Source organism: Legionella pneumophila subsp. pneumophila str. Philadelphia 1 (assembly GCF_000008485.1).
GTDB classification, from domain to species: Bacteria; Pseudomonadota; Gammaproteobacteria; order Legionellales; family Legionellaceae; genus Legionella; species Legionella pneumophila.
Map to the genome: position 1 here is coordinate 1,500,597 of NC_002942.5, position 16,258 is coordinate 1,516,854.

Here is a 16,258-nt window from a genome sequence, read left to right on the forward strand (position 1 = left end):
TATATTAAGAGTTTTTGGTATGAGTTTTTGGGTGAGTAAATAAAATTATTTGCGCTTTTATTTGTATTTGGGTCGTTATGTTTTAACTTAAATTAATAGCTTTGAGTCTAATTAAGTTTGATATTTATTAAGATGTGCTTAGATTTATCAGGAGGATCGAGATAAGGAATTATGTCGAAATAGTGTATGTTCGATGGCTCTGACATTATTAGTTTTTTCTATAGTTTTAAGAAAATCTGTGTCTTATATATTTTTCATTGCTATAAAATATGTTTTAGCTTGATCGATGAAATAAATATAAAATTAAGATATTTTGTTTTGGATTATGTGTCTGGTTTGTTTTATATCTTAAATTGATCAATTACTTGCTTTGTTGCTTCTTTATTCTACGCTTAAATTAAAAGGGAATAAAATGGAGCAAGTATGAGAAGTTTTTTGTTAGCTCTATTATTGGCGATTAACACCGTTGTTTTGGCCGATGAGTTAGTTGGTTTTGCAGCATTTGAAAATGGCGACTACACCACAGCCTATCCACATTTAATGCAGGCAGCCAAAGAAGGTAATGAGGAAGCCATGTATTTATTGGGGCGCATGTATCAATACGGATATGGTGTGACAACTAATTACGAAGAAGCCAGAAATTGGTATCAAAAGGCAGCTGATAAAAATAATGCATTGGCTCAATTAAGTTTGGGATTTATGTACGATACAGGTAAGGGGGTATCTCAGGATTTTACTGAGGCCTTCAAATGGTATATGAAGGCAGCAGAGCAAGGAAATCCGATAGCACAAAGAAATATCGGATTAATGTATGCCACAGGGGATGGCGTAGCTGCCAGTGATGATAAAGCATTCAACTGGTTTAAAAAGGCGGCAGAACAAGGCTATAGCAAGGCACAAGTGAATTTGGGTTATCAATACATGATGGGTAAAGGAACTCCAAAAGATGTAAAAAAAGCATTTGAATGGTATCAAAAAGCGGCAGAGCAGGGGGATGAAAAGGGCGAATACAGTCTAGGTCTATTGTATACAGGCCAGGAAGGTGGGATTGGTGCGGATGATAAAGCCGCTTTTTACTGGTTTTCACAAGCAGCCAATCATGGACATGTCAACGCACAAACCTATTTAGCTTACTACTATCTTAAAGGGTATGGTGTAGATGCTGATCCTGTGAAAGCAGCTTATTGGTATCAATCTGCAGCAGAAAAGGGGCAACCTGAAGCACAGGCACAATTAGGACAATTGTTATTGACTGGTACAGGTGTTGATAAAGATTACCAACAGGCAGCTTACTGGTTTGGTAAGTCAGCACATCAGGGAAATCCTATTGGACAAGCCAAGTTGGGGTACATGTATTTAGCAGGATTAGGAGTCAACAAGAGCTTGGTTAAAGCTTACGCCTGGTTAAAAATTGCTGCTGAAAATAAAAATGAGGAAGCGGCAAAGCAACTTAAATCTTTGGAAGCCAAGTTGACCGAACCTGAAAAATTGGAAGCAGAGAAAATGATCAAGGATTTGGGCCCATTAGAAAGCAAAGAGAATTATGAGGACTAAAGTTAAAAACTGAATCCAGAAGATTATAGTTGTAACTTGATAATTTGTTGTGTGTTTAAAATACTGGTTTAAATGAGCTAGTTCAATTGATGAGTAGTCTGTAGTATTTTCTTTATAGTACTAAAAGAAACAACAACCTTATGTTTTATTAATAAATTTTGAATGGCGGATTTTAGTTTTTTGCATTAATTTCACAAACTTATCAGCTTTAACAGGTAGGCCATAAAGGAAACCTTGTACTTCATCACAGCCATGTTGATGCATAAAAAACGCTTTATCAATCGTGTCAACTCCTTCTGCCAATACTTTGAGTTCCAGGCTATGGGCCATGGCAATAATTGCTTCAACTATGGAGGCATCATTTGGGTTAGTGGTGCAGTTTTGAATAAATGAACGATCAATTTTAAGTTTATCGAAGGGGAAAGTCTTTAAATAACTTAAATTTGAGTAACCGGTACCAAAGTCATCAATTGCCATTTTAATGCCCAACTGGGAAATTTTTATTAACGTTGAATCAATGGGCGTTGATTTTTGTATCATAGTACTTTCGGTGAATTCAATTTCCAAATACTGAGGATCTAGTCTGGATTCTTTTAATACAGATTCTGCAATCTCGATAAAATTGCTATTTTTTAACTGTCTCCATGAGACATTAACGGAAATACTAATATGCGGTAACCCCATAAGTTGCCAGGTTTTATTTTGAACACAGGCATTTCTTAACACCCACTCGCCAACTTGGTTAATCAACCCGGTTTCTTCAGCAATAGGAATAAATTCATCCGGAGAGAGGAGTCCTATTGCAGGATGCCCCCAACGTATCAGGGCTTCGGCACCTACTAATTCACCGCTACGTAAATTATAAATGGGCTGGTAAAGAATAAAAAATTCATTATTTTTAATTGCATTGTGTATCTGTGTTTGTATCTCAAGGCGTTTGAGCGATTGTTGATTGATCGAATTATTATAAAATTGGAAATTATTGCGCCCTTCCTTTTTAGCCAGGTACATTGCGGTATCGGAATTTTTGAGTAAGGTGCTTGCATCAATGCCATCTTTAGGGAAAAGGCTAATTCCTATACTTGTCGTCACTATGACTTCCTGGGTAGGCAATTTGATAGGTTGCGCTACAGCTTTTAAAATGTTTTGCGCTATTAGAATAACATCTTTAGGTTCAGTGGTCATCAATAACAAAACAAACTCATCACCGCCAAATCGAGCAACTGTATCGCTATGACGTATGCATCCTTTAAGACGCCTGGAAAATTCATACAATAATATATCACCGGCATCATGGCCCAGGCTGTCATTAATTAACTTAAAATTATCAATATCCAGAAATAATACCGATAATGAGGTGTTTAATCGTTTACAGTAATTAATCGCGTGATCCAGGCGATCGTATAGAGCTGTACGATTGGGTAAACCAGTTAGAGAATCATGATTGGCTTGATAAGCTAATCTGGTTCTTAATGTCTCATCTCTAAAACTCCAAACACGCCCTATAATTTTATTGTCTAACCAATGTGGTTGTGAGTATCTCTCAAAGATTTTACCGTCTTTGAAATGCAATTCATCAAAGCTTTCCTGCTTTGGATTATTGTATAGTTCTTTAATTTGTTTTAAAAATTCTTCCGGATTTTTAAGCTGATTCAATACATATTGAATTGTTTCTGTGTCATTATGACTGTCAATAAACCCTGGAGCAATTCCCCACATCTTGAGAAATTGCTGATTGCAGAATTCAATATTACCTTTGAGATCAACAACTAAAATACCATCCGCTGTTGACTCTAAAGTTGATTTGGTTAAAGCCAAGATTTTTTCCAATTCTTTGGTTCTGTCCGCTACTTTTTTTTCTAAAATATCTTTGGTTGAATTCAAATTAGAGATTTTAAAGCGCATTTTTAAGGTATTAATCAAAATCCTGTTTGAGTAATATGAAATAAACAACATAATCCCCAAATAAATAATGCCGCAAAACCCCAACAATAAATAAACTTGTCCTTTTGAAAATAACCATATAGTGAAAGGAACAAAAGCAGTGACCAGAAATAAAAAATAGGATAATCGCACAGGTGAATAGAGCGAATTGGCTGCTGCTGTAACTCCTGTAATAAGAAAAACGACAAAGATTTGATGCAATGTACTTGAGGCTGGAATCATAATTGAACTGGCAAATCCCCATGCCAAGCCAGAACTTACAACACCCAAGTTAAAAAGGAACAACCATTTTTCGGTTGAAAATAATGTTGGTTGTTTATTGTAATAGAAGAGCAGCATGCTTTTATAAAGATCTGAAAAAACATAAGTAAAAATCATCCAAATAATAAGCAGCTCATGATTTGTAACAGACCATAATGCAATAGGTAGTATAGTTACTGTTAAAGCTTCACCTGATATAGCCATACCAACTTGATCAAAAAGCAGTTTGACCTGCTCCTTCTTAATTTTTGATTTCAACTCAGTGGAAGCAGTATGGTTTTTCTTGTTTCTGTTTTTAATAATATTAATCATAACAAGTAGTTAGTAAAAGGGTATGTTAAAAAGCGAAGCGAGCATTAATGTTGATGGTTTTCCTCGTAAACAGTTAGAAAATAAAACTAAGTGCATCGTGAAATCCAAATGAATTTGATGATATCTATTAGTATAGTAAACAATCAGATTGTATTAAAATATATCGATTAGTGGGGGATGAAATCTCAGCAAGAATTGCATTTTCCAGAAACTAAAAGCACTCATTCCTGGTAAAAATAAAAATCGGATGACAACCCATTAACTAAAAGTTGGATTCTGGCGTATTCATATTGTTTGGAACATTTGAGCTTAAGTCAAAAATTATTAATACTCTCTCTAATGACGCTTGTTAATAACTTACCCTTTCTGTCACGACTACGTTTTAATAAAGAATACACAACTAAACTAAATTCATCATTCTTTGCATAGGCAACGCTGAGATAATATTGACTTTCAACGGTTATTTGGTCACTGGGAATATTGAATTTTTTTAATAACTCGTTGATCTCTTTCAGATCAGTGATACCATTTTCCCCACGAGCAGTTATTAATTCATTTGCCTGGGCGTCACTTAATCCATCTCCTAATGACATCAATATTTGCTTTGGGGCAGTATTAATGTTGATGCTCGTTGATTCAGGCAAGGCTGTGATAAAAGGTTCAAGGGCAATATAAGCGGGTGCACTTACATCTTTTATCAATCGAAATTCAGATTTACTTTTTATAAGTTGATGGCTGGGATAGTAAGGAGGTTTCTGGGAGAGATAATAAGAGGTATAAATATCTTCTCCTCGGCCAAGATCATAAGCAAGCAACCAATGCTTTACTCCCAAGGCTATATTAGCACGTTCTTGGCCGGTTGCCTTTGAGTAGGCGTGGCTTATCAGGTGCATTAAAGTGGGAATAGATTTTTTCTCAATCAGGTTATTGAGGTTAAATCGTGCTTGTAAATCAAAAATTCCACCACTTAATTGAACTTGATTATATATGGATTCCATATTTTTAGGGTATTGGGCTACCATCCCTAACTGGTTGGTTTTTGTAAAGTGGTTGTTCTTATCAAGTAATTCATTGAGTGCCCAGAAAGTAACTGCCTGAGAAGCAAGATATAGTTTATCCTGAGCAATCACTAGTCTTGTTCTGTAAATGTCCTGTTGTAATCGTGTGCTCATGGCAGTGGCAACTATAGCAACCAATGTCATAATAAATAGAGCCGTTAAAAGAGCGCTTCCTTGCATTTTAGAACTGGCAATGGATTTTGAAGGTGGGCTACTCATAAACATAGAGTGCTCCGGGTATGATAAAAAGCATGTTCATATCTCCCCAGTCCTTTAAAGTGAGATTCATTTGGATTGCTTTGGGAAGAGGTTCTCTTTGCTGATTTTGATTGACTGCCTGTTCTCGCCACTCGGAGAGAAGCTGTAAATTTTGATTTAAATAGTTGAAATGACATTCAGACAAATTATCCAGAAGTACTTTGTCTTTATAGATATTTCTGTCAATAGGATCTAAAGTATTCCATGTGCGGCGCAGTAATTTGCTATCCTGGCAAACAAGTGCGACGCGTTCCAAGGTGCTGCGTTTCTCAGTACTGTTGGGGTTTACTACTCCATCCCTGGTTAGTTCAAGGTATTGGGGTTGACCAACAAATATTGGAAACAGGCGCATTTCATTACCTCTTATAGCACGTTCCACTGTTTGGGAAGTATCTTGTTGAATGATACTTATTGCCAGCTGAAGTGCATTTAAGCGTTCAGCCTGCGCGTTAACTCGGGTTCGAGTATTGAATGCGTAGTATAAGGTTGAGGAGGTAATAGTTGCTAATATAGCAAAAACAGTAAGAGCAATTAATATCTCAATCAGTGTAAATCCTTTATTTTTAATCATGGCAAGTACCTGAATGCAATGAGTTCTTCTCGAAAGGGACCTGCTTGTTTGGAACTGACTGAAATGGTTATCTGTTGCATTCGTTTTATAGGGGTCGGGCTAATTTTAGCTCTCCAGTACCACTTTTGTCCCAGCATGGTGGTTGCTTGCGTTGATTCTTGGCTTTGAGAAGTGCGCAGCAGATTTAATTGGATCATCGCTATCCCTTGCATTGCTACCCAATGACTAATTGTTTTTTCTTTAATTCTATGCGTGTTGTCTATATTTTGAGCAGTTGCTTTTAAAAGCGCTGTTAAAGCAATTGCAATGACAGTAAGAGCCAATAAGACTTCTATCAAAGTAAATCCGGAGACTAGTTTAGTTTTCGGCATCATTGAGATTTTGCCATGGTAAAATCCAAATCACCATTATGGCTGCCTGTAAGTTTGGCTATCCATTTTTCCTTATCTGTGCCAAATTCTATAGTAAAAGGGGTCATGTCACCAGATGGTGCTATTATGATTGCAGGGTTCCCCCGGCTATGTTTTAGATTTGTTTTAAGGCTAATCACAACGTTTTTGGGAAAATAGTAGAGTTTAAAAATTCCTTTGTTCGATATGGGATTCCATCCCGCCTGGTCCTGAAACTTAAGAATTTGGTAACTGCTATTATCTATTTTTAACCCAAGGGTACTGCTTTCTAAAATGGCTTGTTGTTGAGCCAGGCTTAGGGTATTTGCCAATTGTTCAGCTGAAAATTGTATACGTCTGCTTTCTCCGAAATCACCAAAAGCGATTAAGGCAAACCCCAAGGTTATACCTATAATCACTATGACAATAAGAATTTCTATCAGGGTAAAACCCTTATGAGTGGTCATCCCAGTTACCAATCTCCGCATTAATCCCTGTTCCGCCAGGTTGTCCTGCTGCTCCATAAGTAAAGACATCAACGTCAGTATGTTGTCCTGGGTTTAAATAAAGATATTCTCTGCCCCATGGATCTTTTGGCAATGATTTCAGATATTGTTTCCAATTCGTTGGAACAGGATTGCTTGTTGGTTTTTCTACCAGAGCCATTAAACCTTGATCAGTTGTAGGGTATGAACCATTATCAAGTTTGTATAAATCGAGTGCATTTTGAATGGCTAAAACATCTTGTTTCGCTTTGACTTTACGGGCTTCATCCGGACGCCCCATGATCTTGGGGACAACTATAGATGCCAATATACCTAAAATCACGACAACAACCATAATTTCGATCAAAGAAAAGCCTTTTTGTCGATTCATTTGTGTACCTCTTGTAACTAAATGTTAAATTATAACACAAATATTGATGCCTATGAATAGACTTAAATTTTTAAAGGGCGCGGATAACCCTTCCTCTGCTTAATCAGGCAACTAATTGTTCCATTGAAAAAATAGGTAATAAGGTCGCAAGTACAATAAACAAAACAACAGCACCCATTAATAGAATAACCATAGGTTCTAATAAAGTTAAGGATGTTTCAATCAGTCGGTTTACTTCATTATCTAAATGAGACGCTGAGCGTTCCATCATGTCTGAAAGTTGGCCGCTTTTCTCACCACTGGCTATGAGATGGATAGCCATAGGGCTAATGAATTTTGTTTCTTTGAGGGCTTCACTGATTCCACTTCCTTCACGGACTCGTAGAGTAGCGAAATCAAAAGCCTGTCTCATCACGATATTGGTTACCAAACTTGAAGAAACACGCATGGTTTCAAGTACACTGACTCCTGCTGCAAATAGAATTCCAAACGTGTGAATATATCGTGCGACATTAATTGTTTTAACCAAATAAGACACGATAGGTAGTTTAAGCATGAATTGATGCCATGCTGTTTTAATTTTTATATTACTGAGGCTTTTTTTAAATCCAATCAGAGCCACAATTATTGTCACTAGACTATACAAACCATAAGATTTGATAAATTGGCTCAAGTTAATAAGCAATTTCGTCATTGGTGGTAGTGTTTGGCCACTTTCGGTAAACACATCAATAATTTTAGGGACGACAAAAGTAAGTAAAAAACTGATAATGGCAGTAGAAACAATGATCATGAGCAATGGGTAAATCAAGGCTTGTTGCACTTTCTGTCGAGTTTGTTGTTGTTTTTCAGTATAATCAGCTAATTTTTCTAAAACGACATCAAGACGCCCTGTCTGCTCGCCTGAGCCAACTGTTGCCCGGTATAGTTCTGGAAAGGCATTGGGATATTGAGCCATTGCCTGAGCAAGACCATACCCTTCCAATACTTTAGAGCGAACTCCGATAATAAGCTCTCTGACTTTGTCTTTTTCTGTTTGTTCGCTGACCCCGCGCAATGATTCTTCAACAGGAATACCGGCAGCCAGAAGTGTTGCCAGCTGTCTCGTGAGTAATGCCAAATCAGCCGCAGAAACTTTACTTTTGCTGCTGGCAGCACGTTGCTGGGTTAATGTTTGGACTTGAGTAGGGATTAGTCCTTGTTCTCGCAATAATTGACGTGCATGGCGTTCAGAATCAGCTTCTATTACACCTTTGCTAATGCTGCCATTCACTTTTAGCGCTTGATATTGGTAGGCGCCCATATTATTTTTGTTAAAATTAAAACTATAGAGTGTAATCTATTGGGATTAATAAGTCACTTAAGGTAAACTATACGCGGACTATCCTGGAGACAAAAGATGACAAAAAATGTAGTGCTTGATGCAATCAAAGAACATGACGCCAAATTTGTGGATTTAAGATTTACAGATATCCGTGGAAAAGAGCAACACATTACCATACCTGTTTCAGCAGTTGATGATGATTTTCTTGAGAATGGAAAAATGATCGATGGCTCATCTTTTAAAGGTTGGCAGAAAATTCATCAATCAGATTTGGCTTTAGTGCCAGATTTAACTTCAATTAAGCCGGATCCATTTTTTCAGGACAACACTTTATTTATACGATGTAATGTAGTTGATCCACAGACTATGATGGGTTATGACAGATGCCCACGTTCAATCGCACAACGCGCAGAAAATTATTTACAATCTACAGGGATTGCAGATGGTGTAAATTTTGGCCCTGAGCCTGAGTTTTTTCTCTTCGACAATGTGCAATGGGAAACTACTATCAGCGGTTCATTTTATAAAATAGATTCAGACGAGGCACATTGGAACTCCGGTAAGGAAATGGAAGGCGGAAATATTGGCCATAGACCTCCGTTGAAAGGCGGTTATTTCCCTGTTCCTCCAGTCGATTCATCTCATGATATTCGTTCAGCAATTTGTATCACATTGGAATCTTTAGGAATGGTTGTGGAAGCACATCATCATGAAGTAGCTACAGCTAACCAGTGTGAAGTAGCTACCCGTTTTAATACACTCACCAAAAAGGCAGACGAACTACAAATTCTGAAATACGTGATACATAATGTTGCCCATAACTATGGGAAAACCGCTACTTTTATGCCAAAACCTTTGGTAGGAGATAATGGAAGCGGGATGCACTGTCATCAATCACTTTATAAAGATGGGTATAATCTGTTTTCCGGTGATCAGTATTCGGGGCTTTCTGAAACAGCTTTATATTACATAGGTGGAATAATCAAGCATGCCAGAGCTTTAAACGCTTTTACCAATCCGTCAACCAATAGCTATAAGAGATTAGTTCCCGGGTTTGAAGCGCCTGTATTACTGGCTTACTCAGCAAGAAATCGCTCCGCCGCTATCCGTATCCCACACGTTAGCAATCCAAAGGCACGACGTATAGAAGTACGTTTCCCTGATCCAACAGCTAATCCTTATCTTGCTTTCTCAGCAATGATGATGGCAGGCATAGATGGCATTCAGAAAAAAATCTACCCTGGGCAGCCAATGGATAAAGATCTTTATGATTTACCGCCTGAAGAGCTTGTTGATGTACCCACTGTTTGCTCTTCATTAGAGATGGCTATGGACCATTTGCGGGCAGATCATGAATTTTTGTTACAGGGAGATGTGTTCAGCAGAGACTTTATTAATAATTATATTCAAATGAAAGAAGAGGAAATTACTAAAATCAGGAGCTTGACTCATCCTTATGAATTTGAGTTATATTATAGTCTCTAAGGGTCTATATTCATGAATAAACTGCCACTATTCGTCTTTTTGATGATGGTAATTTGCCTTTCCAGCGCGCAAATTTACAAATGGACGGATAGTCAGGGTGTTGTTCATTTTAGCGACAAACCTCATCAGGGTGCTGAGAAAATAAAAATTCCTGAAGCTCAAACTTATACACCACCTGCAAATGAAACAGGTGGTTCTTCTGAGCAAGAACAAAAGAGTGTCAAACAGGAAGATCAGGAAAAATATACCAAATTAGAAATTATTCAACCGCAAAATGAAGCAACAATTCGTAATAATCAAGGTTATGTTGTTGTTGCAGTCCAAATAGAACCTGATTTGTCTCCAGGGGATAATGTGCAGCTTATTTTTGATGGGGCGCCTTTAGGAGAGCCACAGCCCAATTTGATTTTTCAATTGAATGGTATCTATCGAGGATCTCATACAATTGCTGTTCAGGTTCTTAATGATAAAGGGGATGTGCTTAAAGTCAGCGACAGTATTACAATTTTCATGCACAATCCTCGCGTCGGCATGGGCAAGGGCAGAAAGAAAAATATCAATTCTAATAAATAGAGCAGGTTATGTATGTTAACTTTGTTATCGCCAGCTAAGAAACTATTATCTATATCAAAACATTACTCTAAAGAAACCAGTAATCCTTTATTGCTCGATAAAGCGCTACAATTGGTTAAAATAATGAAGTTAAAATCTGTGGAACAAATTGCTGATTTAATGGATTTATCAAAACAACTCGCTGAATTAAACTATGAGAGATATCAAAATTTTGATCTTAAAAACAACCCAATGAATCACTCTTATCCCGCTTTGTTTTTATTTCAGGGAGATGTGTACCAAGGATTGAATGCTAATTCATGGAAAGATGAAGAGATCGAATATGCTCAATCTCATTTAGGAATTTTGTCAGGGCTATATGGGTTTTTAAGGCCTTTAGACAGGATTCAACCTTACAGATTAGAGATGGGAGTTAATTTAGAAAATCCGGCAGGTAAGAATCTCTATGCATTTTGGAGCAAAATTGTTACTAATATTTTAAACCAAATACTGGCAGAGCAGAGTAATCCTGTGCTTATTAACCTGGCTTCGACTGAGTATTTTAAAGTCGTGGATGAGAAAAAATTGAGTTATCCTCTTGTGACTATCAATTTTTATGAACAGAAAAATAGTGAATTAAAAATGATAGGTATCCTTGCTAAAAAAGCAAGAGGAATGATGGCAAAGTATATAATGCAGAATAGAATAGACTCCATAGAACAAATTAAAGAGTTTTCTGAGTCGGGTTATTTATTTAATAAAGAAATTTCCAGTCCAAATAGTTTGAATTTTATTCGAATCCATTAAATTATTTAAAAGGTATTTGATGTGGAATTTGTCCAGTCGGGTGCATGCCCTGAATCATTTCCCCAAGCAAGGTATAGAGTGTTATGTTAAGAGAGATGATGAATTAGGTTGCGGCATAAGTGGTACAAAGATAAGGAAATACAGCAGTTTAATCCCGTTTCTAAAAATCAAGGGAATTCGACATCTCATTATTATTGCGGGTGCTCAATCTAATAATTTATTGGCTGCTCTGCAGGTGGCCAGAGAATGTCAATTGAAAGTGACAGCCTTCCTAGTAAAACCCAAACATTTAAAAATCCAGGGTAATTTTAAATTAAGCCTTCTTTTTCTTCATGAGAATGAAATTATCTGGATAAATCGAGAAGAATGGTATCGAGTCAATGAATTCGCTGAGCAGTATCTTGAGGGGCTCAGAGAAACTGCTTATATTTTATCTGAAGGTGCCAGTGTTAAGGAGTCCATGAAGGGGGCAATGTCTCTAGCCAGTGATATCAAGGAAAATGAAAAGATTTTGGGATTTGCTTTTGATCATATCTTTGTTGATGCAGGTACAGGTTTTTCAGCAATCGCGCTAATTAAAGGTTTTTATGAATTACAGCATAAAGGATTTATTCATGTGTTATTGTTAGCAGATAGTGAGGAGGTTTTTAAGAAAAAACTTATGCATTGGGCAGGAGTAAACCCTGATAATTATGCTTGCTTTTACCCAACTACTGCGAAATCGTTTGGATCTGTAAATCAAACAATTAAACAAGAAATTAAACGATTGGCTTATGAAGAAGGCATTTTAGCTGATCCGATTTACTCTGCAAAATTATTTTATGAGGCCAGAAGGTACATAGAAAAATACGAATTAAAAGGGAAGGTATTGATTGTACATTCTGGTGGTATATTAACCATGCCTGGCTTTGCTTTTTGAATAGGCCTGCTTCTTGGCAAAGACGTAATTTCTGAATTATCACGTTTTCCTGACTGCAAAATTAAGTTCATCAAGGATATTCAGTATATTTCAGTACATAATGCGATTTTTTTCCTGAATATCCCTGTCTCGATTATCTACTATACTTATTAATTATAAAAATAAAAACCGTTCTTTTTAAGAAAAGTTATCTTATATGGGAGACGAGTATCATGAAAGCAAGAAGGGATCAACAACTCTCTAAATTGCGAATGAGATTTTTTTCAGCGCTCAATCACACATCTGAAATTGACTTACAAGTGCTTTTTAATGATTTGAAATCAATTCTCACACTGGATAGTATTGAGCATCTCAAAGAAGGCTCTGTAGCGTATGCAATCATTCAAGAACTCTTGAAACAGGATGATGCTCAAAATAAGATTCAATCTTTTTTACATGGAGCGATCAAGAATGTTATTCATCCGGGTGTCATCAAAGGGCTGACCCCTGATGAAATTAACTGGAATGTTGCCAAAGCATACCCGAAATATTATGAGCATGAGGAATTTCCTGATGTGACTTTTGGCGGCTTTAAAGTACGTGATAGTAATGAATTTAAATTTAAGACGAATATACAAACTTCGATATGGTTTAGTATCAAGCCCGATCTTTTCATGCCTTCTAAACAACAGGAGGCTTTAAAAAGAAGAAGGGAACAATACCCTGGTTGCGAAATTAGATTAATTTATTCCAGTTCATTGCTAAATGCAGAAGCAAACCGCCAGATGAAGGCATTTGCCAGGAAACAAAATATTTCATTAATTGATATCGATAGTGTTAAAACCGATTCACCATTATATCCATTACTAAAAGCTGAACTTGCACATCTTGGAAAAGGAGGAAATCCTGCTGCTGCCTCCGATCTGTGTCGCTGGATCCCTGAGTTATTCAATGAAGGGTTTTATGTGGATATTGATCTCCCTGTTGATAGTTCAAAAATAGTAGAAGGACATCAAATTACAGGAGGAGTTCCAATCATGCTCAATATGGGCTCCATTATCAGTGAACCCATAGCTCCACATCATAGAAGGCAAGAAGCTGTTTGTATGAATACGGACATTATTGCTTATTCCAATGATAAAAGAACTCAAAAAATGATGGATACGGTCGCCCGATATTTGAAAAATATATACGATGATCCATATACAGCATTAAAAGACACACCTCTTGCGCAAACGGCTTTTTTTAATAAGTGCCAAGAGGAAAGGAAAAGTATATTTGATTTAAGAAAAGGATTACAAGATGCATTTCGCTCCGATTCATTATTGCAATTATACGACTTTTTAGGGGCAGACAAATTTAAGGAAGTATTTAAATTAAAGGAAGCTCAAAGCAAATACATTAATGAGCATATAAGTGAATTTAGCGAGAAGGATCTGTTGTTAAATTTGATTTCTGATAAACCTTCCGAGATTAGTCAGCATACACTTGATTTTGTCAAGGCTAAAGCAATGTACATAGATATTGCCAAAGAGCACTATTCTGCATTCTACAAACCATTAGTCGAGGAGATTTCAGGGCCAGGTGCCATTTATAATGCTTTAGGAGGAGCGGGCAGCTTCACTACCACTCATAGGCGGTTAACAGGACCTATGTTGCCAACAACCCCACCACGTGTTTTACAGGTATTTTGTGATGCACATGACAAGGGTCCTTTTGTTTCAGATAATATTGCGCGTTGGCAAACCAATGTTCGAGATCTGGGCGTGTTGAATCGAGAGGGTTTGAGTTGGTTGCCTTCAGTAGGGTAGCTTAATTTCAACACACAAATTTTGAATATTGTCTCAAGCATTAGCAATATGAATAATCACCAATAGATAAAAGACTTTATTGGTGATTAGTTTTTTTGCTGGTTTCCTCTTTTTTAGCGCTATCCCCTTGAAATTTAATAGATCAACCCTATATGAGAAGTTAATTATTCGAACACAACTATTAACGGGGAGATTGTTTAATGGTTAGCAAGCAGCAAACTATGGGATTTCAAACAGAGGTAAAGCAAATGCTTCATTTGGTTGTGCATTCGCTTTATAGCAACAAAGAGATTTTTCTTAGAGAATTAATTTCTAATGCTTCTGATGCCTTGGACAAGTTACGATTTTTAGCTTTATCAAACGGGTCATTGTTTGAAAATGATTCTGATTTGAAAATTAGCATTCAGATTAATGAAAAGCTTCAAACCATTACCATCAGCGATAATGGGATTGGTCTGAGTTGGGAAGAGGCAGTAGAAAATTTGGGGACAATTGCAAAATCCGGAACAAAAGAATTTATTAGCCAATTAACTGGTGAACAAGCAAAGGATTCTCAACTAATAGGACAATTTGGAGTGGGTTTTTATTCCGCGTTTATCGTTGCTGATAAAGTAACAGTTAAAAGTCGCCGCGCTGGGTTACAACCTGAGGATGGAATTGTATGGGAGTCTAAGGGTGATGGTGAATTTACTATAGGATATGAAAAAAAATCGACCCGCGGTACAGAAATTACCTTGCACTTAAAACCTGAAAACGACGAGTTTTTAAGTGATTGGCGTATTCGCGGTATTATTAGTAAATACTCTGATCATATTTGTTGGCCTATTGTGATGAAAAAGCTTTCAGAGGAAGGCAAAGAATCAAAAGAATTTGAAACAGTAAACAAGGCGACGGCACTTTGGACACTACAGAAATCTGAAATTAGCGAAGAAGACTATAAGCAACTGTATAAACATATTTCTCATGATTACATGGATCCATTAACCTGGTCTCATAACCATGTTGAAGGAAAACACGAGTATATTACTTTGCTTTACATACCAGCCCATGCCCCATTTGATTTATGGCAGCATGAAGCCAAACATGGACTAAAGCTTTATGTAAAGCGTGTATTTATTATGGATGAAGCGACACAATTTTTACCCCGATATTTACGATTTGTAAAAGGGATTGTGGATGCCAGTGATTTACCGCTTAATATTTCTCGAGAAATATTACAGGATAACAAGCAGGTAGAATCTATTCGAGCTGCATGCACCAAACGTGTTTTGTCTATGCTTGAAAAAATGGCTACCAATGATAAAGAAACCTATCAGAAGTTTTGGAATGAATTTGGACTTGTGCTAAAAGAAGGACCTATTGAGGATTTCGCTAATAAGGAAGCGATTGCCAAGTTGCTTCGTTTTTCTACTACAGCAAGCGGTAGTGAGAAACAAGAAGTATCGCTGGAGGAATATGTTAGTCGCATGAAAGAAGGGCAGGATAAAATTTATTATATTACCGCATCGAGTTACAATGCTGCTAAAAATAGCCCTCATTTGGAAATATTCAGGAAAAAGGGAATTGAGGTATTATTGCTCAGTGATAAAGTCGATGAATGGCTTGTAGGTTATATGAATGAGTTTGCAGGCAAAAAACTACAGTCAATTTCAAAAGGCAAGGTTGAATTGGGAGATGATGAAACTTCCGAACAAATTAAAGAACAGGAAAAAACCCTGGAGCCATTGATTAAGCATATTAAATCAGTTCTAAATGAGCGAGTTAAAGATGTATTGCTGACTAATCGTCTTACTGATTCCCCTGCATGTGTTGTTGCTGATGAGCAAGACATGGGATTGGAAATGCAAAGAATTTTACAAGCTGCGGGTCAACAGGTTCCAGTGAGCAAGCCTATTTTTGAAATTAATCCGGATCATGCCCTGATTAAGCGGTTGCATGATATTCAGGATGATAACCAATTTGAATTATGGGTTACTATGCTGTTTGAACAAGCTGTGTTGGCAGAAGGAGGGCAATTGGATAATCCCGCTGATTTTGTGAATCGGGTTAACAGACTTCTGGTTTCCTCCTAGAATTCTATAGGGTTGGCAATCAATCCCGGATTACAACAAGTCATTATCCGGGATGAGCTGAACATAAAATAAAAAGGCTCAAAAAT

The 16,258-nt window shown here is 37.0% G+C and carries 14 protein-coding genes; 7 read left to right on the forward strand and 7 right to left on the reverse strand.

Annotated elements, in window-relative coordinates; genetic code table 11:
• Positions 1 to 423: 423 nt before the first annotated feature.
• A complete protein-coding gene (locus LPG_RS06795; protein ID WP_010947086.1) occupies positions 424 to 1,554 on the forward strand; it encodes a tetratricopeptide repeat protein in 1,131 nt (376 codons plus the stop codon).
• 138 nt (positions 1,555 to 1,692) lie between these two features.
• Here the strand turns inward: LPG_RS06795 and LPG_RS06800 are convergent, their stop codons facing one another.
• The 7 genes from LPG_RS06800 to lspF all read right to left on the reverse strand — a co-directional run bounded on the left by LPG_RS06800 (position 1,693) and on the right by lspF (position 8,526).
• Positions 1,693 to 4,071: a sensor domain-containing protein gene (locus tag LPG_RS06800; RefSeq protein WP_010947087.1), complete on the reverse strand. Its 2,379-nt coding sequence runs from the start codon at positions 4,069 to 4,071 to the stop codon at positions 1,693 to 1,695.
• A 314-nt stretch (positions 4,072 to 4,385) separates the two neighbouring features.
• The gene (gene lspK / locus LPG_RS06805) at positions 4,386 to 5,354 is read right to left on the reverse strand and encodes a GspK family T2SS minor pseudopilin variant LspK (RefSeq protein ID WP_010947088.1); all 969 of its coding nucleotides are present in this window, start codon (positions 5,352 to 5,354) and stop codon (positions 4,386 to 4,388) included.
• The gene (gene lspJ / locus LPG_RS06810) at positions 5,341 to 5,958 is read right to left on the reverse strand and encodes a GspJ family T2SS minor pseudopilin variant LspJ (RefSeq protein ID WP_010947089.1); all 618 of its coding nucleotides are present in this window, start codon (positions 5,956 to 5,958) and stop codon (positions 5,341 to 5,343) included. The genes lspK and lspJ overlap by 14 nt, the downstream gene beginning before the upstream one ends.
• The gene (gene lspI / locus LPG_RS06815) at positions 5,955 to 6,332 is read right to left on the reverse strand and encodes a GspI family T2SS minor pseudopilin variant LspI (RefSeq protein ID WP_010947090.1); all 378 of its coding nucleotides are present in this window, start codon (positions 6,330 to 6,332) and stop codon (positions 5,955 to 5,957) included. The genes lspJ and lspI overlap by 4 nt, the downstream gene beginning before the upstream one ends.
• Positions 6,329 to 6,814 (reverse strand): GspH family T2SS minor pseudopilin variant LspH, encoded by a 486-nt coding sequence (gene lspH / locus LPG_RS06820; RefSeq protein ID WP_025862367.1) that lies wholly within the window; start codon positions 6,812 to 6,814, stop codon positions 6,329 to 6,331. The genes lspI and lspH overlap by 4 nt, the downstream gene beginning before the upstream one ends.
• On the reverse strand, positions 6,801 to 7,223 hold the full coding sequence (gene lspG, locus LPG_RS06825) for a GspG family T2SS major pseudopilin variant LspG (RefSeq protein ID WP_010947092.1): 423 nt from the start codon (positions 7,221 to 7,223) through the stop codon (positions 6,801 to 6,803). The genes lspH and lspG overlap by 14 nt, the downstream gene beginning before the upstream one ends.
• A 103-nt stretch (positions 7,224 to 7,326) precedes the next feature.
• Positions 7,327 to 8,526, reverse strand: coding sequence for a GspF family T2SS innner membrane protein variant LspF (gene lspF, locus LPG_RS06830; RefSeq protein WP_010947093.1), 1,200 nt, complete (start codon positions 8,524 to 8,526; stop codon positions 7,327 to 7,329).
• A 96-nt stretch (positions 8,527 to 8,622) separates the two neighbouring features.
• Here lspF and glnA point away from each other — a divergent pair, with 96 nt between their 5' ends.
• The 6 genes from glnA to htpG all read left to right on the forward strand — a co-directional run bounded on the left by glnA (position 8,623) and on the right by htpG (position 16,172).
• Positions 8,623 to 10,032 carry a type I glutamate--ammonia ligase gene (glnA, locus tag LPG_RS06835; protein WP_010947094.1) on the forward strand — a complete coding sequence of 470 codons (1,410 nt, stop codon included), beginning with the start codon at positions 8,623 to 8,625 and terminating at the stop codon, positions 10,030 to 10,032.
• 12 nt (positions 10,033 to 10,044) lie between these two features.
• On the forward strand, positions 10,045 to 10,605 hold the full coding sequence (locus tag LPG_RS06840; protein ID WP_010947095.1) for a DUF4124 domain-containing protein: 561 nt from the start codon (positions 10,045 to 10,047) through the stop codon (positions 10,603 to 10,605).
• Positions 10,606 to 10,617: 12 nt separating this feature from the next.
• Entirely contained in the window at positions 10,618 to 11,391 is a 774-nt protein-coding gene (gene yaaA, locus LPG_RS06845) for a peroxide stress protein YaaA (RefSeq protein WP_010947096.1), read from the forward strand.
• Positions 11,392 to 11,410: 19 nt separating this feature from the next.
• Positions 11,411 to 12,310, forward strand: a complete 900-nt coding sequence (locus tag LPG_RS06850) for a pyridoxal-phosphate dependent enzyme (protein WP_015444538.1) — start codon at positions 11,411 to 11,413, stop codon at positions 12,308 to 12,310.
• A 212-nt stretch (positions 12,311 to 12,522) separates the two neighbouring features.
• A complete protein-coding gene (locus LPG_RS06855) occupies positions 12,523 to 14,100 on the forward strand; it encodes a glycosyltransferase family 88 protein (protein WP_010947098.1) in 1,578 nt (525 codons plus the stop codon).
• Between the two features lie 200 nt (positions 14,101 to 14,300).
• Positions 14,301 to 16,172, forward strand: coding sequence for a molecular chaperone HtpG (gene htpG / locus LPG_RS06860; protein WP_010947099.1), 1,872 nt, complete (start codon positions 14,301 to 14,303; stop codon positions 16,170 to 16,172).
• The last annotated feature ends 86 nt before the right edge of the window (positions 16,173 to 16,258 follow it).

What these genes read in the sequence shown, in the direction of transcription:
- LPG_RS06795 (WP_010947086.1), top strand. Translation starts at nt 424, where the DNA reads ATGAGAAGTTTTTTGTTAGCTCTATTATTGGCGATTAACACCGTTGTT.
- LPG_RS06800 (WP_010947087.1), bottom strand. Translation starts at nt 4,071, where the DNA reads ATGATTAATATTATTAAAAACAGAAACAAGAAAAACCATACTGCTTCC.
- lspK (WP_010947088.1), bottom strand. Translation starts at nt 5,354, where the DNA reads ATGTTTATGAGTAGCCCACCTTCAAAATCCATTGCCAGTTCTAAAATG.
- lspJ (WP_010947089.1), bottom strand. Translation starts at nt 5,958, where the DNA reads ATGATTAAAAATAAAGGATTTACACTGATTGAGATATTAATTGCTCTT.
- lspI (WP_010947090.1), bottom strand. Translation starts at nt 6,332, where the DNA reads ATGATGCCGAAAACTAAACTAGTCTCCGGATTTACTTTGATAGAAGTC.
- lspH (WP_025862367.1), bottom strand. Translation starts at nt 6,814, where the DNA reads ATGACCACTCATAAGGGTTTTACCCTGATAGAAATTCTTATTGTCATA.
- lspG (WP_010947092.1), bottom strand. Translation starts at nt 7,223, where the DNA reads ATGAATCGACAAAAAGGCTTTTCTTTGATCGAAATTATGGTTGTTGTC.
- lspF (WP_010947093.1), bottom strand. Translation starts at nt 8,526, where the DNA reads ATGGGCGCCTACCAATATCAAGCGCTAAAAGTGAATGGCAGCATTAGC.
- glnA (WP_010947094.1), top strand. Translation starts at nt 8,623, where the DNA reads ATGACAAAAAATGTAGTGCTTGATGCAATCAAAGAACATGACGCCAAA.
- LPG_RS06840 (WP_010947095.1), top strand. Translation starts at nt 10,045, where the DNA reads ATGAATAAACTGCCACTATTCGTCTTTTTGATGATGGTAATTTGCCTT.
- yaaA (WP_010947096.1), top strand. Translation starts at nt 10,618, where the DNA reads ATGTTAACTTTGTTATCGCCAGCTAAGAAACTATTATCTATATCAAAA.
- LPG_RS06850 (WP_015444538.1), top strand. Translation starts at nt 11,411, where the DNA reads ATGTGGAATTTGTCCAGTCGGGTGCATGCCCTGAATCATTTCCCCAAG.
- LPG_RS06855 (WP_010947098.1), top strand. Translation starts at nt 12,523, where the DNA reads ATGAAAGCAAGAAGGGATCAACAACTCTCTAAATTGCGAATGAGATTT.
- htpG (WP_010947099.1), top strand. Translation starts at nt 14,301, where the DNA reads ATGGTTAGCAAGCAGCAAACTATGGGATTTCAAACAGAGGTAAAGCAA.